This window comes from Streptomyces sp. NPDC002206 (genome assembly GCF_053593595.1).
Window position 1 is genome coordinate 811,267 of record NZ_JBSFCW010000001.1, and the last position, 23,572, is coordinate 834,838.

Consider the following 23,572-nt stretch of genomic DNA (forward strand, 5'->3'; position numbering starts at 1 on the left):
GTCCCCCAACGCCGGACGGGCGGGAAGCGGCCGCTGAGTGGCCGCCGCCCCTACGCCCGTGCTCTGTTCCCCGTACCCGTTCCCTTCAGCGCGTCCAGCGCGTACACGCAGCGGTCCTTGCTGCACGCGTACACCACGCCTCCCTGCGCCACCGGTGAACCGGTGATCTCGCCGCCCGTGGCCAGCTTCCATCTCAGCTGGCCACCCGCCGCGTCCAGCGTGTACAGCACGTGGTCGGCGGAGCCGAAGTGGACCCGGCCGTCGGCCACGACCGGGGCGCCGACGACCGCGCCGCCCGCAGCGAAGCGCCACTTCGGGGTGCCTGTCACCGCGTCCAGCGTGTAGAGCGCGTTGCCGCTGCCGACGTGGACGTTGCCCGCTGCCACCAGCACCGGTTCGATCGACTGGCGGGCCTCCGTCGCGATGCGCCAGCGGTCCTTTCCGGTCGACGCGTCGAGCGCGTACACCGTGCCGAGGTAGTCGGCCAGGTACACCCCGCCGCCCGTGACCGCGGGGCCCGGTGCGAAGGCCGGTGGGGAGAGGAAGACCGCGGGCGACTCGAAGTGCCAGCGCACCCGGCCCGCCGCGATGTCGGCGGCGAGGACCCGGGTGCCTGCGGCGATGTACACATGCCCGTCCGGCGCCGGGGTCACCCGGACGGGCACCCCGCCGCAGGAGGCGGCGTCGCCGATCGGGTACGACCAGCGCTCGATGCCCGTGCGGGCGTCGACGGCGCGCAGCCGGGCGTCCTGCCACAGGTACACGGTGCCTTCGTGGATCGCGGGCCCGGCCTCCGCCGTCTCGAAGTCGGTCTGTACACCGCTCGTCTCCCACAGCTTCTCGCCGGTGGACGCCTCCCACGCCTGGACGCCGCCGCCACGCGTGCCGGTGACGACCGTGCCCCGGTCGGCTTTGAGGGAGTACACCCAGGCGTCCGTCTGCAGCCGCCACCGCTCGGCGCCGGTCAGCGCGTCCAGGGCGTACAGCGAAGGGCCGTCGGAGCCGTGGATGCGGCCGCCGTCGAGCGCCATCGACCAGGCCACGTCGCGGGTCTTGAACTGGCGCCGGCCGTTGCCGACGTCCAGGGCATGCACCTCGAAGGACGTCACGTACAGCAGGTCCCCGGCGACAACCGGCGTGCCCCACACGTCGTTCGACATCCGGAACCGCCAGGGCCGCCAGCGGTCCGGCCCGGCAGGCGCCGCTTCAGGGGCGTGCGCCGGAGCGGGTACGGGCGGGGCGGCGGCCGGGGCCGTGCCGTTCAGCCCGGCGGGCGGGCGCACCCAGCCGGTCGCGGGGCCGGCCTCGGCGCCGACCATGGCACGCACGTCACCGGCGCGCGGCCCGGGCCCGATCGGCACCTGCGCACCGCTCAGCCGCACCGGACCGCCCCCGTCCGGAGCCTGAACGGGGGACGGAGAGAAGGAGGGTGCCGGGGACGGGGATCTCAGGTCCGCGCCGCTGCGCCACGCCGGCTCCCAGTCCGCGCCCGGCGGGCGATGGGGCGGCGGGGGCGCCGGAGCAGGCGCGGGTGCGGACGCCACGGGCGCCGCCGTACGCCCTCCCCCGCGCCGCTGCTCGATCATTGCCGTCGCCGATGTCGGCAGCCAGGCCGACGCCGTACCGCTGTCGTCGCTGCCGGAGGCGAAGAGGTGCGGGGCCAGCTGGGCCTGCAGTTCGGCGGGGCTGGGCCGCAGCGCCGCATCCATCTGCATACAGGACTCGATCAGGGGCCGCAGATCGCCGGGCAGGCCCTCCACATCGGGGCCCTCCCGCAGCAGCATGAAGACCGTCTCGACCGGGTTGGCCCCATGGAACGGCGCATGGCCGGTGGCGGCGAACACCAGCGTCGAGCCGAGCGAGAAGATATCGCTGGCGCCCGTCACACTCCGCGAGTCCCGCGCCTGCTCGGGCGACATGTAGGCAGGGGTGCCGACCGCCACGTTGGTCATCGTCAGCCTGGTGTTGGAGACGCCGGACGCGATCCCGAAGTCGATCACCCGCGGGCCGTCCTCGACCACCAGCACGTTCGACGGCTTGAGGTCGCGGTGGACGAGGCCCGCGCCATGGATGGACTGCAGGGCCTCGGCGATCCCGGCGGCCAGCCAGCGCACCGCCTGGGTCGGCATCGGACCGCACTCATTCACTATTTCCTCGAGCGAGGGAGCCGGCACGTACGCGGTGGCCAGCCACGGCACGGCGGCGCGCGGATCGGCGTCCACCACGGCCGCCGTGTAGAACCCGCTGACCGCCCGGGCGGCCTCCACCTCACGCGTGAAGCGGACCCGGAACAGCTGATCCTCGGCAAGTTCTGTACGTACGGTCTTGATCGCCACCCGTCGGCCCGACGCCGAGCGGGCGAGATAGACCAGCCCCATGCCGCCGGCCCCGAGCCGTCCCAGTACCTCGAACGGGCCGATCCGCCTCGGGTCGTGCTGCGTCAGCTGCTCCACCACTTACCTGCCACCTCCCCGTACGGACCTCAGCAACAGAGGCCCGCGAAAAACCGCCCCGTGCAGGGTCTCACCACTGGGCACCACCCGGCGGTGCGCACCCCGATTGTTGCTGGCTAAAGCGATGGTTGCGAACCCGGGGGCGGATCGGGGTGTCACATGTCACTCTGCCCTCTATCGGGACACCGGGGGCTGAAGTACGGCGAACTCGGCACCCTGGTTGTCGTGCAGGACCGCCATCCTCCCGTACGGGATGTCGAAGGGCGGCACGGAGACCCGGCCGCCGAGGTGGACGCCGGTCTCGGCCGTGGCGTCGCAGTCCGCGACGGCGAAGTAGGTGAGGAAATAGCTGGGCATCTCGGCCGGGAACGCGTCGGTGATGACGCTGCGCCCGCCGATCGCGGTGTCGGGGCCCGGTTCGGTGCCTGCCGGGGACCACATCCGGAAGTCGACCCCGGGTGCGTCCGCGCCCGATCCGCCGATGCCGGACCCAACCGGGCCGGACCCGGGAGTCTCGGACCCGGGAGTCTCGGACCCGGGAGTCTCGGAATCGGGGGTCTCGGAATCGGGGGTCTCGGAATCGGGGGTCTCGGACTCACCCCTGCCGGGCTCACCGGTCCGGGGCTCACCGGTCCCGGACCCGGCGGGGCCCGGCGCGTCAGTGCCGGCCTCGGTCGTGCCGGACCCGCCGGTTCCGGGCTCCCTCGTTCCGGACTCACCCCTGCCCGACTCGCCCATGCCCGGCTCACCCATGCCGGCCGCGCCGAGATCCGTGCCACGGAACCCGAAGACCTGCTCGTAGAAGGCGTCCACGCGGTCCTTCTGCCGGGTGTACACCTCGGTCCAGCAGAAGGACCCCGGCTCGTTCTGCTTGTGGAACCCGCTGCGGTCCCCCGCCTGCCAGAGCCCGAAGACCGCACCTCCGGGGTCGGCGGCCTGCGCCAGCATCCCGGCGCTGCCCACCCTGACGGGTTCGGTGATCACCTGGCCGCCCGCCTGCCGGATCGTGGTGACGGTCGCGGCGATGTCGTCGGTGGCGAAGTAGATGCCCCAGGCGGTCGGCATCCGACCGTCCTTCTTGGCGGCCAGTGCGGCAACGAGCTTGCCGCCGCTGAGGGCATCGACACAGGGGCCGCCCCTCTCCACCTCTTCGCCGGCCCGGAAGGTCCATCCGAAGAGCTCACCGTAGAAGCGCTTGCCGGCTTCGAGGTCGGGGAGCTGCACATCCACCCAGCACGGCGCGGAGTGCATGAATGCGGCCATGGACCCGGATCCTTCCGAAGTAGTGACGCTCGTCACACCCAAAGTAGCCGCGGGCCGTCCGCACCGCGCTACAAGAAGCAGTCGAACACACTCTCGATATCGAAGTTCCTTGCCCACCGCGTCACCGAAAGTTATCCACGGAAGTTGTCCACAGGCTGTTGATAACACAATTCAAGCTGTGGATCGCATCCGCCGAAATCCGGCCACTTCCCCCACCCCCCGTGGAAACCCACCACGCACAACAACCCCCCACGCCCCCGGCCCACCCCGGCCACGTACCTGGGTACCCCCCACACCACCCCACCGCACCTGCGAAACTCCCCATTTGCAGTCGGCCGAATCGCGCTCCGATCACCCCTCGGTAAGCTGACGGCATGACAGGACAAGTGCGCACCGTCGACGGCCGCGTGGCCGGTCGACGCGGACAGGCGACGCGACAGAAGCTGCTCGACTGCCTCAGCGAGATGCTCAGCTCCTCGCCGTACCGGGACGTCAAAGTCATCGACGTCGCCCGGAAGGCAGGGACTTCGCCCGCGACCTTCTACCAATACTTCCCCGACGTCGAGGGCGCCGTCCTCGAAATCGCGGATGAAATGGCCAAGGAGGGCGCCGGGTTGACGGAACTGGTCGCAGGCCGCTCCTGGGTCGGCAAGTCCGGCTGGCAGACCGCCGAAGAACTCGTCGAGGGATTCCTCGACTTCTGGCGGCGCCACGACGCGATCCTGCGCGTGGTCGACCTCGGCGCGGCCGAGGGCGACAAGCGGTTCTACAAGATCCGCATGAAGATCCTGAACTCGGTCACCAACTCCCTTACGGATTCGGTGAAGGATCTCCAGGCCAAGGGCAAGGTCGACAAGGACATCAGCCCCGCCGCGATGGCGGGCTCACTGGTCGCGATGCTGGCCGCGGTCGCCTCGCACCAGAAGGGCTTCCAGACCTGGGGTGTCAAGCAGGCCGAACTCAAGCCGAACCTGGCGCTGTTGGTGCACCTGGGCATCACCGGCAAGAAGCCGACGAAGTAGCGCCGGCTCCCGGCTTCCCCTTCCGTTCCGGGCACCGCACGGCCATCCCGGGCTGCCCACGTCCTGTCGCGCCGACGGCGGACCACGCAATGTGGTCCGCCGTCGGCGTATCACCGCGCGTCACGCAGTCGCGCGCCGCTCCAGCCGGAAGAGCCGGATCTCCCGCTCCACCCGGGCCTGGTACGTGGCGTACGGCGGCCAGAACCTCAGCGCCGCCTGCCACACCTCCTCCCGTTCCGCGTCCTCCAGCAGCCGGGCGCGTACCGCGATGTCGTGTCCCTTCCAGTTGATGACGGCGTCGTCCGGATGGGCCAACAGGTTCACAGTCCAGGCAGGATGACCCGTACGGCCGAAGTTGCTGCCGATGAGAATCCACGTCCCGTCACCGTGCTCCGGGGTGGGCATACAGGCCAGTGGGGTGGTCCGCAGCTGCCCGCTCTTCGCGCCGCGCACCGTGAGGATCAGCCCCGGCAGCATCTGCGCGCTGAGCAGCACCTTGCCGCGGGTGAGCCGGTGGACGGTGCGGTCCATGGCGGGTATGACGTGCGGGGCGATCCTCGCGAAGGTGCGGGTCGAGGACACCTTCTGGATCAGCCGGACTCCGGGTGCCATCAGACCGCCACCTCCATGCGCGGCCCGTGCCCCTGCCCCTCTCCCTGCCCCTGGGCGTCGTGCGTGAAGAGCCCGGCCTGCTCGGCCGCGTGGGCGCGCAGCCGGTGGACCGGCCCGAAGAGCAGTTCGTCGGCGGCGGCCCGCTTGAAGTAGAGATGCGCCTCGTGTTCCCAGGTGAAGCCGATCCCGCCGTGCAGCTGGACGGCCTCGGCGGTGGTGATCCGCAGGGTTTCCAGCGCCTGGGCGAGAGCGAGCCCTCCGGCCGCCGGGTCCCAGGCCGCGTAGTAGGCCGCAGACCTGGCTGCCTGCACCCGCACGTACAGATCGGCGAGCCGGTGCTTCACGGCCTGGAAGGAGCCGATGGCGCGGCCGAACTGCTCGCGCGCCTTGACGTATGCGACGGTCCGGTCGAGTGCGCTGGCCGCGGCTCCGGCCGCCTCCGCCGCCAGTACGGCGGCGGCGGTGCGCCCGACACGGGCCAGGGCGCCCGCCGGGCCGGCCGCATCGCCCGTGCCGTCCGCTCCGAGCAGTTCCGCGGCGGTGTCGCGCAGTTCGATGCGGGCCAGCGGCCGGGTCTCGTCCAGCGAGGTCTGCCGGGTGCGGGCGAGCCCGGTCGCCGTGTCCGTGCGGACGAGGAAGAGGAGCGTACAGCTGCGCGGGTAGCCGCCCGCGTGGGCCGCGACCAGCAGCAGTCCGGCGCTGTGCCCGTCGAGGACCCGCTCGGCCTCCCCGTACAGCCGCCACCCCTCCGGGCCGGGCCGGGCCTGTACGCCACCGGCCCGCCCGCCGCCCGCCCAGGCGCCGCCGGTGGTGTCGCCGGTGAGACCGAGGGCGGTGGAGAGCGAGCCTCCGGGGACGGCGAGGGTCGCAGTCAGTTCACCGGCGGCGATGCGCGGCAGCAGGGTGGTGCGCTGGGCCTCGGTGCCGAGTGCGGTGATCAGAGGCGCGGCGAGCGCGGCGGTGGCGAGCAGCGGGGACGGCAGCAGGGCACGGCCGGTCTCCTCGCAGGCGACGGCGAGTTCGACGGGCCCGCAGCCGACCCCTCCGTACTCCTGCGCGAGCGCGAGCCCCGGCAGCCCGAGGTCCTGGGCGAGTTGCCGCCACAGGGCCTCGTCATATCCGTGCGCGGTCCGCACGGCGCTCCTGACCTCGCCGGGTACGCAGCGTTTGACCAGCAGTTCGCGCAGGGTGCGGCGGATCTCGTCCTGCTCCGCGGTGAAGGCGGCGTCCATCGTCTGGCTCCTTCCCCTCAGGGGCCGTAGGCCCTGATCTGACGGGTCGTCATGCTAGGCGTGATATTGCGAGAAACCCAGAGCCGCGCACGCGCTCACCCCACCCCCTCACACCACATCTGATGTACCGTCAGATTTATGCCTTCTTCGCCCTCCTCTCCCCCGCGCAAGGTCGCTGTCGTCGGCATATCCCTCGCGGACTGCGGACGCGTCGACGGCCCCACTCCGTACGCCCTGCACGCCCAGGCCGCCCGCCGGGCGCTCGCCGATTCGGGCCTGGACCGCTCGGTCGTCGACGGCTTCGCCTCCGCCGGACTCGGCACGCTCGCCCCGGTCGAGGTCGCGGAGTATCTGGGCCTCAAGCCCACCTGGGTGGATTCCACCGCGGTCGGCGGGGCGACCTGGGAGGTGATGACCGCCCATGCCGCCGACGCCATCGCGGCCGGCCGCGCCGACGTCGTACTGCTGGTGTACGGGTCCACGGCGCGCGCAGACATCCGGGCCGGGCGCCGCACGTCGAATCTCTCGTTCGGCTCGCGCGGCCCGCTCCAGTTCGAAGTGCCGTACGGGCACTCACTGATCGCGAAGTACGCGATGGCCGCCCGCCGCCATATGCACGAGTACGGGACGACGCTGGAGCAGCTCGCCGAGGTAGCCGTCCAGGCGCGCGCGAACGCGGCGGCCAACCCGGACGCGATGTTCCGGGACCCGATCACGGTGGACGACGTCCTGTCGGGCCCGATGATCGCGGACCCGTTCACCAAGCTGCACTGCTGCATCCGCAGCGACGGCGGGTGCGCGGTACTGCTGGCGGCCGAGGAGTACGTACCGGACACGGCGAAGGACCCGGTGTGGATCCTCGGAACGGGCGAGTACGTCTCGCACTCCACGATGTCCGAGTGGGACGACTTCACGGTCTCCCCCGCCGCGGTCTCGGGCCGGCTGGCCTTCGGGCGTGCCGGGGTGCGGCCCGCCGACATCGATCTGGCCGAGATCTATGACGCCTTCACCTATATGACGCTGGTGACGCTGGAGGATCTGGGGTTCTGCGCCAAGGGCGAGGGGGGCGCGTTCATCGAGAAGGGCCGAATCGGTCGGTCCGGCGAACTTCCGGTGAACACCGACGGGGGTGGGCTTTCGGCCTGCCATCCTGGGATGCGCGGGCTCTTCCTCCTGGTGGAATCCGTCCGCCAACTCCGTGGTGAGGCAGGGAAACGGCAGGTCAGAAGGGCGGACGGCAGCTTTCCCGAGCTGGCCGTTGCCTCGGGAACGGGTGGCTGGTTCTGTTCCTCGGGCACGGTCGTACTGGGACGGGGCTGAGAAGCCCAAAGCTGGGGCGAGCACTGCCTGAAAGCGCTCTCTCTATAACTTTTTGACCCGCGCACCTCAAGCCTCTAGGTTCTGGCGTCCAGGCTCGATCCAGCGAGGACGGGCCACCATCGTCCTTGGGGGGACACATGCACTGGTATCTCGATGTTCTGAAGAAGTACGCGGTGTTCAGCGGCCGTGCGCGCCGCCAGGAGTACTGGATGTTCGTGCTGTTCAACGTCATCGCCGCCATCATCTTGGCGGTGCTCGACGCGGTGCTCGGCACGCAGCCGGTCATCGTCGCGATCTACTACGTCGCCGTCCTTCTGCCCAGCCTCGGTGTCTTCGTGCGCCGCCTGCACGACACCGGCCGCTCCGGCTGGTGGGTGCTGTTCGGGCTCGTCCCGCTGGTGGGCGGGATCACGCTGCTCGTCTTCGCGTGCCTCGAGGGCGAGCGCAGCCAGAACGCGTACGGCCCGGACCCGAAGTCCGGATATGCCGCGGCCTAGTGGGTCCCGCTGTCGGCCCGCCGTCCGGCCGTCCGACCGCACGCATGACCGCATGACCGTGCGCTCACCGCTCTGAGCGCACACCACACAGGGCGTCGCCCCGGCAACCCACTGCCGGCCGACGCCCTGTGGGCGTTCGGCCGCGGCCGCACGCCCAGGGATCGTCGTCCCCCACGCAGGCCTCGGCGCCGAAGAACTCGCCCGCCTCCCACCACCGCGGACCGACCCGGCGGTCCCGCGCCCCGGCGGGCATGATGGGGCCGCATGACCGATGTGACGCCTGATCCGCACTCCGCCCAGCAGGCCTTCCGGGACCTCCTGCACGCCCAGCGCGTATGGGACGTCGAGCTGCCCTCGTTCGATCCCGCCGCCGCGCCCCGCACCCCGCTCCCCCTCTTCCACGCCTGGTTCGCCGAGACGGTGGCCGCCGGACAGGCCGAGCCGCACACCATGACGCTGGCCACCGTCGACGCCGAGGGACACCCGGACCTACGGACGCTGATGCTGCACGACGCGGACGACCGTGGCTGGCACTTCGCCACGCACGCCACCAGCGCGAAGGGCCGCCAGCTCGCCGCGCACCCGCACGCGGCGCTCGGCTTCTACTGGCCCGCGCAGGGGCGGCAGGTGCGGGTACGAGGTCCGGTCACCACCTGCACCCCCGCGGAGAGCCGGGCCGATCTGCATGTCCGCTCGACCGGGGCGCTGGCGTCGGCGCTGGTGGGACGGCAGAGCGAGGTGCTCGGCTCGTACGAGGAACTGCACCGCGCCTCGGACGCCGCCTGGGAGCAGGCGCAGGCGGAACCGGGGGCGGACGTGGCGAGCTGGACGCGGTACGTGGTCGAGCCGCGCGAGGTCGAGTTCTTCCAGGGTGACGCGAGGCGGCGCCACGTCCGGCTGCGCTACCGCCGGGACGGCGGCGACTGGACCCGGGAACTGCTCTGGCCGTGACCTGGCAGAACCGGTTCCAACCAGAAAGGAGCACTATGGGAGACAGGTGAGTTGCTGGAGGCATTCCATGACACGGACCCGTTCCCGCTACGCCCCCGACCACGGTCTGACCACGCGCATGGTCACCACCATGTTCCTGATCGGACTGCTGTACGTGATCCTGGTGGGCGTGCTCCTCGCGGTGCTGCGTGGCGCCTGGCCGATCATCCTGATCTTCACCGGCGGCCTGTTCATCGCCCAGTTCTGGTTCAGCGACCGCATCGCCGCATTCAGCATGGGTGCCCGCGAGGTCACCCCGGAGGAAGCACCCGAGCTGCACGGCACCATCGACCGGATCTGCGCCCTGGCGGACATGCCGAAACCCCGGGTGGCCATCGCCCGGAGCGACGTACCGAACGCCTTCGCCACCGGCCGCGGCGAGAAGACCGCACTCGTCTGCGCCACCACCGGGCTCCTGCGCAGACTCGAACCCGAGGAGCTGGAAGGCGTCCTCGCGCACGAGATGTCGCACGTCGCCCACCGGGACGTCGCCGTCATGACGATCGCCTCGTTCCTCGGCGTCCTGGCGGGCATCGTCACCCGCGTCGCCCTCTGGGGCGGCTTCTCCCGCAACCGCAGCAGCGACCCCGTCGGCATCGCGATCATGCTGATCCCGTTGATCAGCGCCGTCGTGTACTGCCTGAGCTTCCTGCTCACCCGGCTGCTCTCGCGCTACCGCGAACTCTCCGCCGACCGCGCCGCCGCCCTCCTCACCGGCCGGCCCTCCGCGCTCGCCTCGGCGCTCACCAAGGTCAGCGGCCAGATGGCCCGGATCCCGACGGAGGACCTGCGGAAGGCGGAGCCGTACAACGCCTTCTACTTCGTCCCCGCGTTCTCCTCGAAGGAGAGCCTCAGTCGGCTGCTCTCCTCCCACCCGACCCTCGAACAGCGCCTCGACCAGCTGGCCCGCATCTCCGCCGAACTTGCCCGCCCGTAAGGAACCAGGGAGTCCGCAGTGGGTCTTCTCGACACCATCCTCGGCCGCAGCAAACCGGTCCGCCCCGACCTCGACCAGCTCTTCGCCGTACCGTCCGCCGCCCTCACCCTCCAGGCGGGCGCCGGCTTCACCCCCACCGGACTGGGCTCGGTCTGCTTCGCGGGAGTGGAGGGCGGCACCTTCGCCCGTATCCGGCAGGACGTACAGGAACTGCTCGACGCGGACGTCGACCGGGGCGGCATCCCGGTGGAGTTCAGCCAGGACACGTACGGCTACACCTGGCTGCTCTCCCGCCGCTCCCCCGACGATGTGGCCGCCCTGGTCAACGACCTGCACGCGGTCAACACCCTGCTCCAGGACGGCGGCTTCGGCCCGCAGTTGCTCTGCTCGCTGATCGGCTTCCGAGACGCCGAGGGGCGGTCTCTGGCGCTGGTCTACCTGTACAAGCGCGGCACGTTCTATCCGTTCGCCCCGGTGCGGGGCGGCGCCGAGAAGCGCGACAACCAGCTGGAGTTGCAGATCAGGGCGACACTCGGGGACGACCTGCGGGTCGAGAAGGATCTCTCCCGGTGGTTCCCGGTCTGGGGGGCGCCCGGACTGTGAGCCGGACGCCGAGCCGTTCCGTATCATCAGGTTCATGACTGCTGAGCGCCCGAACTCCGTCAGTCGGCTGCGCGCTTCCGACGCCGACCGTGAAGCGGTGGTGGACCAGTTGAGGGAGGCCGCGGCCGAGGGCCGTATCGACCTCGACGAGCTGGATACCCGGCTGGGCCAGGCGCTGGTCGCCAAGACCTACGCCGAGCTGGCGCCCCTCACCGCCGATCTTGGGCCCGCGCCGCAGGACGCGGGGAAGCCGCTGGTCCTCAAGGGCGGCATCCACGGCGCGGTGCGCTCCGGGCGCTGGAAGGTGCCTGCGCACATCGATGTGGACGGCGGCATGGGCGGCGCCAGGCTCGACTTCACCCAGACCGAGTGCCGGCTGCGCGAGATCGAGCTGGAGGTCAACGGGCAGATGGGCGGGGTCAGGATCATCGTCCCTGCGGGCTGGGCCGCGGAGACCGACGAGGTCGATCCCGGCCTGGGCGGCTTCAAGGACCGGACCACGGACGAAAGACTCCCGGGCACCCCGCTGATCCGCGTCACCGGCACGGCCGGCATGGGCGGCGTGGTCATCCGCCACCCCAACGTCTGGGAGCGGTGGAAGCTGCGGCGCGCGCTGCGGCGCAGCAAGTCGTTCTGAGTCGTGCCGGGTGAGCGGCGGAGTGGGGGCCGTCTCACGGCCGGAAGACCGGGACCGCCTCGCCGCCCTCCTCCTGCCGGAAGGTGACGCGCAGTGCCATACCGATGGTGAGGTCGGACTCTGCGCAGTCGACGATCTCCGTCATCATGCGCGGCCCCTCGGCGAGGTCGACGACGGCCGCCGTGTACGGGACGCGGGCGCCGAACGGCGGCAGATCGTTCCGATGGACGACGGACCAGGTGTAGAGCGTGGCGCGGCCGCTCGCCCGCTCCCAGGTGACGTCCTCACTCCAGCAGCGCGGGCAGAACTCGCGTGGGTAGTGGTGGGCCCTGCCGCAGGCGTGGCAGCGGCGCAGCAGCAGGTGCCCCTCGGCGGCCGCGTCCCAGTAGGGCCGGGTGAAGCCGTCCGGTTCGGGCAGGTCGAAGCGGGGGGCGGCCGTGGTCATCCGAAGAGTCCGATCGCGTGGTCGAGGGACCAGACCTGCCAGGACATGGCGAAGAGGGCGACGAGGGAGATCAGCGCCATCATCGCGTTCTGTCCCTGCTCGGCCCAGTCGTGGATCATCAGCACCAGGTAGAGGAGGTTGAGAAGCAGTCCGCCGAGGAGCGCGACGGGTGTCAGGAATCCGGCGATCAGGCCGAGACCCAGGGCGAGTTCGGCGTAGACGACGAGGTAGGCCATGGCCTTGGGACGGGGTGCGACGATCCGCTGGAAGCCGGTCCGTACCGCCGCCCATCGGTGCTTGCCCGCGACGTCCGCCGCCCAGGCGATGCCCGTACCGCGCTCGAACCAGCCCTTCTTGTCCTTGTGCCGCCAGCTCTCCAGCCACCACAGACCGAGCCCTATTCGAAGGACGGCGAGCCACTCGGCTCCGCCGAGCCAGATCGTCTGCATCGGGGCCCCTCCCACTCACGACATCTGACGGTACGTCAGTTCATCTGATCCGGCACCGCTGCGCAAGAGGTGCGCAGCACACGGGCCGGACGCACACACTCGTGATCAATTCGCAATCGATTCCGACCTTGACCGAGACCCATCAAGTAATCGGGCGATTACGCTCCGATCCATGCCCAACAGCACCTCCAACTCCGGCAGTAGTCCCATGCCCGCGCCCGCGCCCGCCCCCGCGCCCACCGACACCACCGAACACCGGCCCGTCTACGTCGTCGGCGGCGGCCCCGGCGGGCTCGCCGCCGCGGCGGCCCTGCGCGAGCAAGGGGTACGGGCCGTCGTGCTGGAGAAATCCGGAAGCGTCGGCGCGTCCTGGCGCGGCCATTACGACCGGCTGCACCTGCACACCACCCGACACTGGTCCGCGCTGCCGGGGCTCGCGATGCCGCGCCGGTTCGGACGCTGGGTGTCCCGCGACCATGTGGTGCGCTACCTGGAGAAGTACGTCGAACACCACGAGCTGGAGGTGGTGACGGGTGTCGAGGTGACCCGTATCGACCGGGCGGCCGACGGCACCGAGTGGCAGCTCACCGCGAGCGGCGGCCGGGTACTGACCGGGCGGGCCGTCGTCGTGGCCACCGGCTACAACCACACCCCGCGGATACCGGACTGGGCCGGCCGCGACACCTTCGCAGGCGAGCTGGTGCACGCACGCGACTACCGCAACCCCGCCCCGTACGCAGGCAAGGACGTCCTCGTCGTCGGGATCGGCAACACCGGCGCGGAGATCGCCGTGGACCTGGTGGAGGGCGGCGCTTCCCGGGTACGGATCGCGGTACGCACCGTTCCGCACATCGTGCGCCGCTCGACGGCGGGCTGGCCCGCGCAGGCGACCGGCATCCTGGTCCGCAGACTGCCGGTGCGGCTGGTCGACCGGGCCGGCCGGCTGATGGCCAAGGCCGCCGTGCCCGACCTCGCCGAACAGGGTCTGCCGCGCCCGGACACGGGCCTCTATTCGCGGGTCAAGGACGGCGCCATCCCGGTCCAGGACGTGGGGCTGATCGACGCAGTGCGGGGCGGCCGCGTGGTGCCGGTGGCAACGGTCGAGTCGTTCGACAAGGACGCGGTCGTGCTGGCCGACGGGACCCGGATCACCCCGGACGCGGTGATCGCGGCGACCGGCTACCGGCGGGCCCTGGAACCGCTGGTCGGACACCTCGACGTACTGGACGCACGCGGGCGGCCGGTGGTGCACGGCAGCCGCACGCCGAAGCACGCACCCGGGCTCTTCTTCACCGGGTTCACCAATCCGATCAGCGGCATGTTCCGCGAAATGGCCCTGGACGCACGGAAGATCGCCAGGAAGCTGGCACACACCGGCTGACCGGCGGGGGGCCTCCGCGCGGACGTCACACGTAACGAGGGAGCGCGTCGGTCGAGATCGTCCACTCGCCGATGGTGACGTCCTCGCCGTACACGAAGTCCTTGCGGACCGCGTACCGCGGGCCTTCCGGCGTCGGATGGATGTCGGAGAGGACTGCACCCGTGCCCGTGCGGGGGTCGAAGATCGCGTAGACGCGGATGCCGAGCAGGGGGTAGTCGCGCATTTTGCTCACCCAGTCGTTGTCCGGATTTGATCGGGAGACGATCTCGACAGCGGCGATGAGAGACCCGGTGGAGCCGGTCACGGTACGGGGCGAGCCGGGCAGGACCGTCTTGCGCGGAACAGGTCGGGGAGCGACGCCCCAGCGGTCGGCGAGCGTCGCCTCGACCATCAGCAGATCGCACTCGTGTCCGCGTAGCCATCGGCGGGGCGGTCGCTCCGGAGGTCGGTGACCGCCTCTTCGTGCAGCAATGGGCGCCCCCTGGGACGATCAGGTGGTCCGGCAGGGCGGTCGGCTGATGGTGCTCGGTGACAACGGGGCCATACGGCCTGGACGATCGCGGTGATGCGGTTGGTGCTGCAGCGGAGCTTCCGCAGGAGGCGCCAGCCCTTCGGAGTGGCCATGGCCTGCTCGCCGAGGCGGCGGATCTTGGCGTGCGTGCTGTTGTGCCGGCGCTTCCACCGCTTGAGATGACGGCCGCGGAAGGGCACCCGGATGGAGCCGTCGGCGCCCTGATATGCCTTGTCGGCGCAGCACTTGAGGCCGGCCTCGATGAGTGCCTCGACGATTCCGTGGGTGCGGGCGGCGGTCAGGTCGTGGGTGGAGCCGGGTAGTGCGGGCGAGGCCCACCCCCCTGCATGCCTACAAGGCCGGCCCCGACTCGACCGAGTCGGGGCCGGAACCCGAGACTTTCAGCAGTCTTCTAGAACAGGCCCTTGTAGCCCTGCCACCCCGTGGTGATCTGCGTGCGCGAGGTGAACGATCCGTTTCCCTTGCCGTCGTTGCGGTAGAGGTTGCCGGAGGTGTCGCGGACGACCAGGTCACCCTTGCCGTCACCGGTGATGTCACCGACGCCCACCATCGCGTTGTACGTCTTGCCCCAGGCGGTGAAGACGGTGACCCGATCCTTGAACTGGCCCGCGCCCGTGCCGTCGTAGCGGAAGAGCGTGCCGTCGCTGCGGCGGGCGAGCAGATCTCCGAAGCCGTCGCCGTTGAGGTCGCCGACACCGGTGATGTGGGTGTACGTGGTCCACGCCGAGCGGATCTTCACCCGGCTCTTGAAGCCGCCGGCGCCGTTGTCGGCATACAGGTAGACGTCGCCCGTGGAGGCCTGCCGCGCGATGAGGTCCGTACGGCCGTCGCCGGTCAGGTCGCCGGGCGCGGTCAGCACGTTGTACTGCTGCCAGCCGGTGCTGATGGAGGTGTAGGCGCCGCTGGGGCTGTAGCCGCCGCCCGCGCACTTGCCCGTGTAGCGGCGCAGGGTGCCGTCGGGCGTGCGGACCAGGAGGTCGTTGCAGCGGTCCTTGGTCAGGTCCCCGAAGGGCACGGCGTAGGTGCCCGCGGGCCAGCCGGAGCCGGACGCCTTGCTGCCGAAGGCACCCTTGCCGTCGCCGTAGTGGGTGGTGAGGTAGCCGGAGGAGCTGAGCGTCATCACGTCGCCCGCGCCGCCGTTGAGGTCGTGGTGGCCACGTGCGCCCCCGGCCACCGTGATGCTCCCGGTGAGCTGCAGGGCCGCGCCCTGGCCGTCCTTCGGCGCCGCGGTCAGCGTCCAGGTGTACGTCCCGTCGGTCGCGTACGCCGCGTCGGAGACCTTGCCGTCCCAGTCGGCGGTCAGCGCGGCGCCGTGCGCGGTGGCGGTGAGCGTCCGCACGGTACGGCCGGCCCTGTCCTTGATCACGATCTGTGCGCCGGACGCCGCCGGCTTGGACAGCTGCCAGGAGCCGTCCCAGCGCGCGTCCGTCGTGGACTTCAGGTCGACGGTCGTGTCGGGGTGCGACTCGATCTCGGCGAGTGGGGACGCGGGCAGACCGGTGGACTCGGCGTGCACAACGCCCGTGGCCGAGTCCAGCCAGGCGACGCCACCGCCGAACCGGTCGGCCGTGATCTTCCCGGTGGCACCGGGCAGATCGGCCAGGTCCCGGGTGTCACCGACGGTGCCTGCGGTGAGGTCGGTCAGGCGGACCTTCCCGGCGTCCTTGTCGAGGCCGAGCAGATAACCGTCGCCCAGCTCACCCGCGGCGGGAAGGTCGGCCTTCTGTTTCGTCGTACGGTCGTAGAGCCCGGAACCGGAGGCGCAGTCCCAGGCGACCCAGCGACCCACTGCCTGGAGCCGGTTCGGCGTGCAGCCGATGTCGACGGTGTCGGCGGTCTCCTTGGACTTGAGGTCGACGGCCTTGATGGTGCCGTCGGTGTCGCCCACCGTCCACAGCTTGGTGCCCCACACGGCGCTGCCGCCGCCCACCCGCTCGGAGACGATCTTCGGCCCGCCGGTCGCTGCCATGTCCGCCACGTACTGGTGGTCGCTCGTGCCGGTGCCCTCGCCGAAGACGACATAGCGGCCGGAGGCCGAGAGCACCTTGCCGCCGTACGTCGTGGGAGTGCCGTCGGCGTTCTGCCGGGGCAGCGGCAGGGACAGCGAGTCCTGCTCCGAGGAGCGGACCTCGAGGTGTGTCTTGGAGGTGCTGTACGCGTAGGTGTCGCCGTACGCGAAGCGGCCGTCGCCGGTGCCCACGGGGAGGGTGCCCGCGAACCGGCGTACATCGCTCGCGTCGTCCGTCGCCGCGGGCTCCTGGAGCACCGAACGGTCGCCCGCAGACGGGCTGTCGCCGAGGTCGAGGGTGCGCTTGAAGATCGAGGGGTAGGGGCTGGTGTCCCACTCGCTCGTCGCCAGCACTCCGGTGGACAGGGCGAGTTCATGCACCTGGCCGGCGCGTGCCGGCAGCTCGCGCAGCGTGCTGAGGCCGATCGTGCCGTCGGAGCCGACCGTGGCCTTGCGCACCGCCCAGTGGCCCGCGTCCGCGCCGCCGGTCACCAGGACGCCGCCGTCGGGCGCCGCCGCCATGAAGAGGGCCGCGTGCGGCAGCAGGGTCTTGGCGTCGCTGCCGCCGATGGGCAGCGCCCGCAACTCCCCGCCCTGGCGTCGCTGATACTCGTCGCCGGGTTGCTGTGGCGAATAACCCGTGGCGGCAAGAACGTAGTCGCCGAGCACCGCCACGGTGGCCGGGTACTCGCGGCTTCCCGCCACGTCGACCGTCGTCTCGGCGCCGTCGAGTGCGTCCCGGCGCAGCAGATGCACCTTGTCGTCGCCGGACTCGCTGTCGTACCAGCCCACGTACGTGTCGGAGAGCACGACCTGCAGCTGCGCGCTCGCCCACGCGGTCGGGAACGCCAGGGTCGCGCGCCCGGTGTCCAGGTCGACGAGCGTGATCTGCTGGCCACCGGTGATGGGGGTGCGCAGGGCGATGGTGTGCCCGTCGGAGCCGACCGCCCACGCGGATGCCGGCACGGCACCGGTCACCGTGGTGTCCATGAGCTCGCCGCCGTCCGGCTTGCGCAGCACGTGCAGCGCTTCGATGCCGCCGGTGTCCTTCGAGGTGGCGGTGAGGACGGCGCCGCCCGTGGCGCCGAGATAAATGTGCCCGTCAGGCAGCGTGAACGTCGTCGACGCACCCGACTTGAGGTCCTTCAGCTCGACTGTGCGCGACGCCTTCGTGTACAGGGCGACGACGTCCGAGGCCGAGCCGTCCACCCGCACACCGGAATCGGCGGGGTCGGAGCCGACGGCCTGCGCGTCGCCGCTCTGCGGGATCCACCGGTACCCGCCCATGGGCCCGAAGCCGGTGTTGTACGCGTCGCCCTCCTGCTCCTCCCTGGTGAGGAAGCCCGAAGTGCCCGCATCGTGCACGGTGTTCTTCAGCGGTGCGAACCGGTCGGGGACCGGGATCGTCAGGGCGGCCGGCTCGGCCTGGGCGCCCTGGAGGAGAAAGGGAGCCGCGCCGCCGGCCACCGCGAGGGCGGCGGCCGTCGCGATGCCCGTGCGCATGAGTTTGCTTCTGCGACCAGGCGAATGACGTCCTGTCACACATACCTCCAACTGGATGGTGATGGGGAGACGGCTCGACGCGGGCGCACACGGACACGCGCATGCGGCGCGCATCGACGTGATGCGATGCGGAACAGACCTCCGGAGGCCGCGAAAGCTAACACAGGACGTACACGGAATTCGAACGTGCTCGCGAATCGTTCGCTAGTGGACAAAACGATATATGTCACTGCCGTGTGACGTTTGGGCATGGAGTTGCGCTGTGTACTTCGGGCAGCCGATGTGGCGGCTGTGCTCAAGCCGGGAAACCAGGACAAAGGGGTGGGAGCGTGACTCCGCAAGCAGCACGTCATCGGCGTTCGGTGAAGCGTCGCGTCATCGCCGGAGTTTCCGTCGCCGCGACGGCCGGAGTCGCGATCGCAGCGACGGTGACCATGAACGCCGAAGCCACGTGGACGTCCACGCGGAGCGTGTCGGCCTCGGACTGCGGATGGCCTCCGAGCTGTGGGCCTCGCCCGCACTACCCGGCTCCACCCACGACCTGACCGCCGCCCGCACCCACGGAATCGTCGAGGCACTCATCGAGGCCGGCCTCAAGTGCTGGGCCGACAAGGCATATCAGGGCGCCGACGGCTCCATCCGGGTGCCCTTCCGCGGCCGTCATCTCAAGCGGTGGAAGCGCCGGCACAACAGCACGCACGCCAAGATCCGCCGCCTCGGCGAGCAGGCCATGGCCACTCTGAAGGGCCGGCGCCTCCTGCGGAAGCTCCGCTGCAACACCACCGCGATCGTCCAGGCCGTTCTCGTCCTTCATCACGCGTCAGCGCGAGGTTGGAAAAGGCTCATCGGCTCACCCCGGCTTGTTCGCTGTGTTTCGAATCGGGGTCGTCGCGTGTCGCTGCGGCTGCGCCGGGTTGCACGGGCCCGGGTTGGTGCTGGTCTCTTCCGTTCTGGTCTTCGTCGGGGCGGGACCCGGCTATCAGGTGACGGTCGGGAGGTCGGCGATGCGGGTCCAGGCGGTGGTAAACGCGCTCGCCCAGGGCCAAGTGGTCTCGACGCAGAGCCATCGGCGGCGGGCGTGTTTCGTGAGGCGTGCGGGCAGGCGGTTGAGCCGGAAGCGAATGGCTTCCGGCTCGGCGTCGGCGAGGCCTTCCTTGTCGTGGAGGGTCAGGAGGCGGAGCCAGACGTCGAGGTCGGCGGCGAGGTTCGCGGTCAGCATCCATGCCTGGTTCACGGTGAAGGAAGGGCAAATCGCGAGGCCCATCGCTTTGTTCGTGCGGACGCTGTCTTCGACGCCGGCGTGGTGGCGGTGGGAGGTCCTGGGGCTGTCCACGCGTCCATGAAGCCGCTCGAATTCAATCGCCTCTACGGCGAGTTGGGTCAGGCGCTGCGCGGCTATGCAGGTCAGCCCGCAGACGACGGGGCCGACAGGTCGAGCGACGCCCTGCTCGCATCCATGCACCACACCTGGCACACCCGACCCTGAACCCTGTCGGAGCCGAACTCCATTTGCGCGCGTATGCCCGGAATCCTCTCAGCCGCCCGCGCTTGCGCCTCAGCGAGTTCCATCCAGAGCCGGACGTCGGGCCGGCCGAGTCCGAAATCCAGGACTGGCCCTTCCGGCTCGCCGATCACCTCAAGCAGAGTATCGAGTCGGGCAACGTCCCGCCGACGGCAGAGTCGCAGACTCATTGGGAGTGGCACGCACGCTTCCCCGAGCTCGCGCAGTTCCAACGATCCCGCCCACTCTTCCGTGCGTCCGGATCAGCCTTTGCCTGCACGACCATTCCTGACGAAGCGTCAGTTCAGTAACCTGACAAGGCGTCAGCTAATTGGATACGGGCGCCCCGAGCCCGGACGGACCTCTGGCAGGAGTGGGCGGAACGATGCTTGGATCGACTCACGGCACCCTCACCACACACTTCCGCGCCCGGGTGGTGGCCTGCGGCGAGGAGCCGCACGCCGCCGTCCACAGCATGACGGCCGCCGCCGCGGAAGGCGATCTCGACGTCAGCGGCCGCCCGCTGCACGCGCCCGTGCCCGACCTGGACCGGTTCTTCCGGCCCGAGTCCGTCGCCGTCATCGGGGCATCCGACACCGAGGGCCGGCCCCGCACCGGCATCACCCGGCAGCTCGTCGCCTGGGCCGAGCGGGTCGGGGCACGCCTGCACCCGGTCCATCCCACCCGGGAGTCCGTCTTCGGCCGCCCCTGCTCTCCTTCCGTCGCGGACCTGCCGGAGCAGGTCGATCTGGCGGTGCTGCTGGTCGGCGACCCGCTCCCGGTGATCGAGGAACTCGGGCAGGCCAAGGTCAAGTTCGCGGTCGCCTTCGCCTCCGGGTTCGCCGAGACCGGCGAAGAGGGCGCCGCCGCCCAGGCGCGGCTGGCGGCCGCGGTGGAGCGGTCGGGGCTGCGGCTGCTCGGACCGAACACCAACCTCAACGCATTCGAGGCGTTCCGGGACGACCTCGACGGGCCGGCGATCGCCCTGATCACCCAGTCCGGCCACCAGGGCCGCCCCGTCTACACCCTCCAGGAGCTGGGCGTACGGCTGTCGCACTGGGCACCCACGGGCAACGAGGCGGATCTGGAGACGGCCGACTTCATCTCGTACTTCTCGCAGCGCCCCGAGGTCGGGGCCATTGCCTGCTACGTGGAAGGGCTCAAGGACGGGCGTTCCTTTCTGCTCGCCGCCGACCGGGCGGCACGGGCCGGGGTTCCGGTCGTGGCGGTCAAGGTGGGGCGTACGGAGACGGGGGCCAGGACGGCCGCGTCACACACCGGCAAGCTGACCGGCGCCGACCAGGTGGTGGACGCGGCGATGCGGCAGTTCGGTGTGATCCGGGTGGACGGGCTCGACGAACTCCAGGACACCGCGGCCCTGCTGGCCCGGGCACGGAAACCGCAGGCCGACGGGGTCGTCGTGTATTCGATCTCGGGCGGCACGGGCGCGCACTTCTCGGACCTGGCAACGGGGGCGGGGCTGAAGCTCCCCACCCTGTCCGAGGAGAAGCAGCGCGAGCTGCACGAGTGGATTCCCGGCTATCTGAACGTGGCGAACCCGGTCGACAACGGCGGGCATCCGGTCGGCGACTGGCGTGGTCGGAAGATCATCGACGCGATCCTCGCCGACCCGGACGTCGGGGTACTGATCTGCCCGATCACCGGCCCGTTCCCCCCGATGAGCGACAGGCTCGCGCAGGACCTGGTGGACGCGGCGGAGACCACGGACAAGCTGGTGTGCGTGGTGTGGGGATCCCCGGTCGGTACCGAGGACGCGTACCGCACGACGCTGCTCGGCTCGTCGCGCGTCGCCACTTTCCGCACGTTCGGCAACTGCATCACCGCCGTGAAGGCCTATCTGGACCACCACCGGTTCGCCGGCTCGTACCGCTCGCCCTTCGACGAGGCGCCGCGCACGCCGTCGCCCTCGTTCCGCAAGGCGCAGGCCCTGATGCGCCCGGGCCACCAGCTGAGCGAGCACGCGGCGAAGCAGCTTCTGCGGGCGTACGGCATCCGCGTCCCGCGCGAGCAGCTGGTCACCAGCGCGGCGGCGGCCGTCCGGGCGGCGGGCCTGGTCGGCTACCCGGTCGTCATGAAGGCGTCCGGCGCGCGGCTGGCCCATAAGACGGAGCTCGGCCTGGTCAAGGTCGGACTCACCTCCGCCAGCCAGGTCCGCGACGCGTACCGCGAACTGACCGACATCGCCCGCTACGAGGGCATCGAGCTGGACGGCGTCCTGGTCTGCCAGATGATCGAGCGGGGCGTCGAAATGATGGTCGGCGTCACGCACGATGCCCTGTTCGGGCCCACGGTGACGGTCGGGCTCGGCGGCGTCCTCGTAGAGGTACTGCACGATGCGGCGGTGCGGGTGCCGCCCTTCGGCGAGGACCAGGCGCGGGCGATGCTGGGCGAACTGCGCGGCCGGGCCCTGCTGGAAGGCGTACGCGGCGGACCGCCGGTGGATGTCGACGCGCTCGTCGAGGTCGTGCTGCGCGTCCAGCGGATGGCACTGGAACTGGGCGACGACCTCTCCGAACTGGACATCAACCCGCTGATGGTGCTGGGCCGCGGGCAGGGCGCGGTAGCGCTGGACGCGCTCGCCGTCTGCCGCTGACCGCCCACGCCACCTGCCAAGGAGCCGCCTCATGCCGTCCTCCCCCGAAGACACCCCCGGGTCCGCCGACCCGCTTGACTCATTGGTACTCCACGCCACTGACAACGGCGTCTCATGGATCACTCTCAACCGCCCCGAAGCGATGAACGCCGTCACCTGGGACCAGCGGGAACGCCTCATCGCCCTCCTCGCCCGGGCCTCCGCCGACCCGGCGGTCCGGGCCGTCGTCCTGACCGCCACCGGCCGCGGCTTCTGCGCGGGCGCCGACCTGCGCGCCGCCCCGTCCACGGGCGCCCGGATCCCCGGCGATGTGGCCCGCACCATCCGGCTCGGCGCGCAGCGCCTGATCGCGGCGGTCCTGGACTGCGAGAAGCCGGTGATCGCGGCCGTCAACGGCACGGCGGCCGGCATCGGCGCACACCTGGCGTTCGCCTGCGACCTGGTGCTGGCCGCCGACTCGGCGAAGTTCATCGAGGTGTTCGTACGCCGCGGCCTCGTACCGGACGGCGGCGGCGGGTACCTGCTGCCCCGGCTGATCGGACCGCAGCGCACCAAGGAGCTGATGTTCTTCGGCGACGCACTCCCCGCGGCGGAGGCGGAACGCCTGGGCCTGGTCAACCGGGTGGTCCCGGCCGAGGAGTTGACGGCAACGGCCCGCGCATGGTCGCAACGTCTGGCGGACGGCCCGACCCGCACCCTCGCCCTCACCAAACAGCTGGTCAACGCATCCCTGGACGCCGACCGCGCAACGGCGTTCGCCGCCGAGGCAATGGCCCAGGAGATCAACATGACCACGCAGGACGCGGTCGAGGGCGTGGCGAGCTTCGTGGAACGCCGCGCACCGAAGTACCGGGGGCTGTGACGATCCGGGCCCAGCCCTTCTTATCTGACGATCCGTCAGCTTAACTGGGAGATGTGATGGGACACGCAGGCATGGCCGCCACCGCCGTCCGGTACCTCAGGTCCGTCGGCGCCGCCACAACCGCCGGCCCGGCGCCGGTCGATCCGCTGCCGCGCCCCGAGCTGCGGGCCGTCGCCGACGACGAGCGGCTGCCCGTCGATCCGGCCGAATTCCGGCGCGTGCTCGGTCACTTCGCGACCGGTGTCACCGTCGTCACCGCCCACGACCCGGACGGCCCCGCGGGGTTCGCCTGCCAGTCGTTCGCTTCGCTCTCCCTCGATCCGCCGCTGGTCACCTTCATGGTCGCCCGTACGTCGACGACCTGGCCACGCATCGCCCGCGCCGGGGCGTTCTGCGTCAACATCCTGGGCGCGGAGCAGGGCGCGTTGTGCCGGGGGTTCGCGGTGAGCGGGGCCGACAAGTTCGCCGGGGTGAGGTACGGGGCCGCTCCCGCGACCGGGTCGCCGCTGCTGGCCTCCGTACCGGCCTGGGTCGACTGCCGCATCCAGGCCGTCCACACGGGCGGCGACCATCTGATCGTGGTCGGGCGGGTGGAGGCACTGGGGGCGGCGGACGGGGTCGGTCCGCTGCTGTTCCACCGGGGGGCGTTCGGCCGCTTCAGCGGGTGAGCGTGTACCGACGCGGTGCGCGACGGCGGCGCTGACGGCGCTG

General features: G+C 70.9%; 19 protein-coding genes and 3 pseudogenes. 12 read left to right on the forward strand and 10 right to left on the reverse strand.

What is annotated here, in order from left to right:
* Positions 1 to 50 precede the first annotated feature (50 nt).
* The gene (locus tag ACWCP8_RS03835) at positions 51 to 2,456 is read right to left on the reverse strand and encodes a serine/threonine-protein kinase (RefSeq protein ID WP_451114031.1); all 2,406 of its coding nucleotides are present in this window, start codon (positions 2,454 to 2,456) and stop codon (positions 51 to 53) included.
* Between the two features lie 171 nt (positions 2,457 to 2,627).
* Positions 2,628 to 3,716 (reverse strand): VOC family protein, encoded by a 1,089-nt coding sequence (locus tag ACWCP8_RS03840; protein WP_451114032.1) that lies wholly within the window; start codon positions 3,714 to 3,716, stop codon positions 2,628 to 2,630.
* Positions 3,717 to 4,090: 374 nt separating this feature from the next.
* On the opposite strand from ACWCP8_RS03840, the gene ACWCP8_RS03845 reads away from it, so the two are divergent.
* A complete protein-coding gene (locus ACWCP8_RS03845) occupies positions 4,091 to 4,738 on the forward strand; it encodes a TetR family transcriptional regulator (protein ID WP_030975659.1) in 648 nt (215 codons plus the stop codon).
* A gap of 120 nt (positions 4,739 to 4,858) precedes the next feature.
* On the opposite strand, the gene ACWCP8_RS03850 is transcribed toward ACWCP8_RS03845, so the two are convergent.
* Both ACWCP8_RS03850 and ACWCP8_RS03855 read right to left on the reverse strand, forming a co-directional pair.
* Positions 4,859 to 5,350, reverse strand: a complete 492-nt coding sequence (locus ACWCP8_RS03850; protein ID WP_451114033.1) for a nitroreductase family deazaflavin-dependent oxidoreductase — start codon at positions 5,348 to 5,350, stop codon at positions 4,859 to 4,861.
* A complete protein-coding gene (locus tag ACWCP8_RS03855) occupies positions 5,350 to 6,582 on the reverse strand; it encodes an acyl-CoA dehydrogenase family protein (RefSeq protein ID WP_451114034.1) in 1,233 nt (410 codons plus the stop codon). Before ACWCP8_RS03855 ends, ACWCP8_RS03850 begins: the two co-directional genes overlap by 1 nt.
* Positions 6,583 to 6,720: 138 nt before the next feature.
* On the opposite strand from ACWCP8_RS03855, the gene ACWCP8_RS03860 reads away from it, so the two are divergent.
* The 6 genes from ACWCP8_RS03860 (at position 6,721) to ACWCP8_RS03885 (ending at position 11,566) form a co-directional block, all read left to right on the forward strand.
* A complete protein-coding gene (locus ACWCP8_RS03860; protein WP_451114035.1) occupies positions 6,721 to 7,902 on the forward strand; it encodes a thiolase C-terminal domain-containing protein in 1,182 nt (393 codons plus the stop codon).
* Between the two features lie 137 nt (positions 7,903 to 8,039).
* Positions 8,040 to 8,399 (forward strand): DUF805 domain-containing protein, encoded by a 360-nt coding sequence (locus ACWCP8_RS03865; protein ID WP_352265835.1) that lies wholly within the window; start codon positions 8,040 to 8,042, stop codon positions 8,397 to 8,399.
* Between the two features lie 264 nt (positions 8,400 to 8,663).
* Entirely contained in the window at positions 8,664 to 9,350 is a 687-nt protein-coding gene (locus ACWCP8_RS03870) for a pyridoxine/pyridoxamine 5'-phosphate oxidase (protein ID WP_352265837.1), read from the forward strand.
* Between the two features lie 67 nt (positions 9,351 to 9,417).
* Positions 9,418 to 10,326, forward strand: coding sequence for a zinc metalloprotease HtpX (gene htpX, locus ACWCP8_RS03875; protein ID WP_267003247.1), 909 nt, complete (start codon positions 9,418 to 9,420; stop codon positions 10,324 to 10,326).
* 18 nt (positions 10,327 to 10,344) lie between these two features.
* Entirely contained in the window at positions 10,345 to 10,929 is a 585-nt protein-coding gene (gene pspAB / locus ACWCP8_RS03880) for a PspA-associated protein PspAB (RefSeq protein ID WP_451114036.1), read from the forward strand.
* A gap of 34 nt (positions 10,930 to 10,963) precedes the next feature.
* Positions 10,964 to 11,566: a DUF1707 SHOCT-like domain-containing protein gene (locus tag ACWCP8_RS03885; protein ID WP_355994838.1), complete on the forward strand. Its 603-nt coding sequence runs from the start codon at positions 10,964 to 10,966 to the stop codon at positions 11,564 to 11,566.
* A gap of 34 nt (positions 11,567 to 11,600) precedes the next feature.
* Here the strand turns inward: ACWCP8_RS03885 and ACWCP8_RS03890 are convergent, their stop codons facing one another.
* On the reverse strand, positions 11,601 to 12,011 hold the full coding sequence (locus ACWCP8_RS03890) for a Zn-ribbon domain-containing OB-fold protein (RefSeq protein ID WP_352265845.1): 411 nt from the start codon (positions 12,009 to 12,011) through the stop codon (positions 11,601 to 11,603).
* Positions 12,008 to 12,460 (reverse strand): DoxX family protein, encoded by a 453-nt coding sequence (locus tag ACWCP8_RS03895; RefSeq protein WP_326605182.1) that lies wholly within the window; start codon positions 12,458 to 12,460, stop codon positions 12,008 to 12,010. Before ACWCP8_RS03895 ends, ACWCP8_RS03890 begins: the two co-directional genes overlap by 4 nt.
* Before the next feature lie 172 nt (positions 12,461 to 12,632).
* On the opposite strand from ACWCP8_RS03895, the gene ACWCP8_RS03900 reads away from it, so the two are divergent.
* Complete coding sequence (locus ACWCP8_RS03900; protein ID WP_451114037.1) at positions 12,633 to 13,841, forward strand: flavin-containing monooxygenase; 1,209 nt, start codon at positions 12,633 to 12,635, stop codon at positions 13,839 to 13,841.
* Positions 13,842 to 13,866: 25 nt separating this feature from the next.
* Here ACWCP8_RS03900 and ACWCP8_RS03905 read toward each other — a convergent pair.
* The 3 genes and pseudogenes from ACWCP8_RS03905 to ACWCP8_RS03915 all read right to left on the reverse strand — a co-directional run.
* Positions 13,867 to 14,127: pseudogene (locus ACWCP8_RS03905) on the reverse strand (Uma2 family endonuclease); the annotation flags it as partial.
* A 257-nt stretch (positions 14,128 to 14,384) separates the two neighbouring features.
* Positions 14,385 to 14,690, reverse strand: a pseudogene (locus tag ACWCP8_RS03910) (transposase family protein); the annotation flags it as partial.
* A 74-nt stretch (positions 14,691 to 14,764) separates the two neighbouring features.
* Entirely contained in the window at positions 14,765 to 17,884 is a 3,120-nt protein-coding gene (locus tag ACWCP8_RS03915; RefSeq protein ID WP_451114038.1) for an FG-GAP-like repeat-containing protein, read from the reverse strand.
* A 502-nt stretch (positions 17,885 to 18,386) separates the two neighbouring features.
* Between ACWCP8_RS03915 and ACWCP8_RS03920 the strand changes: the two are divergent.
* Positions 18,387 to 18,710, forward strand: a pseudogene (locus ACWCP8_RS03920) (transposase family protein); the annotation flags it as partial.
* Between the two features lie 153 nt (positions 18,711 to 18,863).
* On the opposite strand, the gene ACWCP8_RS03925 reads toward ACWCP8_RS03920, so the two are convergent.
* Positions 18,864 to 19,358 carry a transposase gene (locus ACWCP8_RS03925; RefSeq protein WP_451114039.1) on the reverse strand — a complete coding sequence of 165 codons (495 nt, stop codon included), beginning with the start codon at positions 19,356 to 19,358 and terminating at the stop codon, positions 18,864 to 18,866.
* Positions 19,359 to 19,770: 412 nt separating this feature from the next.
* On the opposite strand from ACWCP8_RS03925, the gene ACWCP8_RS03930 reads away from it, so the two are divergent.
* From ACWCP8_RS03930 to ACWCP8_RS03940, 3 genes are all read left to right on the forward strand, one after another.
* Entirely contained in the window at positions 19,771 to 21,999 is a 2,229-nt protein-coding gene (locus ACWCP8_RS03930) for an acetate--CoA ligase family protein (protein ID WP_352265851.1), read from the forward strand.
* 31 nt (positions 22,000 to 22,030) lie between these two features.
* Complete coding sequence (locus tag ACWCP8_RS03935) at positions 22,031 to 22,861, forward strand: enoyl-CoA hydratase/isomerase family protein (RefSeq protein WP_451114040.1); 831 nt, start codon at positions 22,031 to 22,033, stop codon at positions 22,859 to 22,861.
* Positions 22,862 to 22,932: 71 nt separating this feature from the next.
* Positions 22,933 to 23,529 carry a flavin reductase family protein gene (locus tag ACWCP8_RS03940; RefSeq protein ID WP_352266013.1) on the forward strand — a complete coding sequence of 199 codons (597 nt, stop codon included), beginning with the start codon at positions 22,933 to 22,935 and terminating at the stop codon, positions 23,527 to 23,529.
* Positions 23,530 to 23,572 lie beyond the last annotated feature (43 nt).

What these genes read in the sequence shown, in the direction of transcription:
- ACWCP8_RS03865 (WP_352265835.1), top strand. Translation starts at nt 8,040, where the DNA reads ATGCACTGGTATCTCGATGTTCTGAAGAAGTACGCGGTGTTCAGCGGC.
- ACWCP8_RS03930 (WP_352265851.1), top strand. Translation starts at nt 19,771, where the DNA reads ATGCTTGGATCGACTCACGGCACCCTCACCACACACTTCCGCGCCCGG.
- ACWCP8_RS03870 (WP_352265837.1), top strand. Translation starts at nt 8,664, where the DNA reads ATGACCGATGTGACGCCTGATCCGCACTCCGCCCAGCAGGCCTTCCGG.
- ACWCP8_RS03850 (WP_451114033.1), bottom strand. Translation starts at nt 5,350, where the DNA reads ATGGCACCCGGAGTCCGGCTGATCCAGAAGGTGTCCTCGACCCGCACC.
- ACWCP8_RS03940 (WP_352266013.1), top strand. Translation starts at nt 22,933, where the DNA reads ATGGCCGCCACCGCCGTCCGGTACCTCAGGTCCGTCGGCGCCGCCACA.
- ACWCP8_RS03855 (WP_451114034.1), bottom strand. Translation starts at nt 6,582, where the DNA reads ATGGACGCCGCCTTCACCGCGGAGCAGGACGAGATCCGCCGCACCCTG.
- ACWCP8_RS03885 (WP_355994838.1), top strand. Translation starts at nt 10,964, where the DNA reads ATGACTGCTGAGCGCCCGAACTCCGTCAGTCGGCTGCGCGCTTCCGAC.
- ACWCP8_RS03900 (WP_451114037.1), top strand. Translation starts at nt 12,633, where the DNA reads ATGCCCAACAGCACCTCCAACTCCGGCAGTAGTCCCATGCCCGCGCCC.
- ACWCP8_RS03915 (WP_451114038.1), bottom strand. Translation starts at nt 17,884, where the DNA reads ATGCGCACGGGCATCGCGACGGCCGCCGCCCTCGCGGTGGCCGGCGGC.
- htpX (WP_267003247.1), top strand. Translation starts at nt 9,418, where the DNA reads ATGACACGGACCCGTTCCCGCTACGCCCCCGACCACGGTCTGACCACG.
- ACWCP8_RS03860 (WP_451114035.1), top strand. Translation starts at nt 6,721, where the DNA reads ATGCCTTCTTCGCCCTCCTCTCCCCCGCGCAAGGTCGCTGTCGTCGGC.
- ACWCP8_RS03895 (WP_326605182.1), bottom strand. Translation starts at nt 12,460, where the DNA reads ATGCAGACGATCTGGCTCGGCGGAGCCGAGTGGCTCGCCGTCCTTCGA.
- ACWCP8_RS03840 (WP_451114032.1), bottom strand. Translation starts at nt 3,716, where the DNA reads ATGGCCGCATTCATGCACTCCGCGCCGTGCTGGGTGGATGTGCAGCTC.
- ACWCP8_RS03845 (WP_030975659.1), top strand. Translation starts at nt 4,091, where the DNA reads ATGACAGGACAAGTGCGCACCGTCGACGGCCGCGTGGCCGGTCGACGC.
- ACWCP8_RS03890 (WP_352265845.1), bottom strand. Translation starts at nt 12,011, where the DNA reads ATGACCACGGCCGCCCCCCGCTTCGACCTGCCCGAACCGGACGGCTTC.
- ACWCP8_RS03935 (WP_451114040.1), top strand. Translation starts at nt 22,031, where the DNA reads ATGCCGTCCTCCCCCGAAGACACCCCCGGGTCCGCCGACCCGCTTGAC.